Below are 224 nucleotides of genomic sequence, written 5' to 3'. Positions count from 1 at the left end.
CTTGCGCGCGGCGAAGTGCCCGTGATGGTCGCATTGCGTCTCTTTCTGCCCGAGAGTTGGACAGGCAATGTGTCTCGTTTGATGCGTGCTCGGGTGCCGATCGAACACCGAACGGCAAGATCCAAGCCAGAAATCGCTTTGGCTGAGGTTGATCGAGCGATGGCAGCCAACGTGCGCTTTGGATGTGTGCTGGCGGATGCAGGATACGGGCTCAGCGCACCATT

Annotated in this window: 1 protein-coding gene; it reads left to right on the top strand. The window is 58.9% G+C overall.

Annotation, left to right across the window (positions count from 1 at the left end; all coding sequences use genetic code 11):
* A partial coding sequence (locus tag I6F33_RS38155) for a transposase (protein WP_225145818.1) occupies nt 1-224 on the top strand: 224 nt, incomplete at both ends.

It is taken from the genome of Bradyrhizobium sp. BRP20, from assembly GCF_020194215.1.
In the GTDB taxonomy this organism is placed as follows: Bacteria; Pseudomonadota; Alphaproteobacteria; order Rhizobiales; family Xanthobacteraceae; genus Bradyrhizobium; species Bradyrhizobium yuanmingense.
Note: the sequence above shows the minus strand (reverse complement) of the source record. Positions and strands in the feature narration are given on the sequence as shown.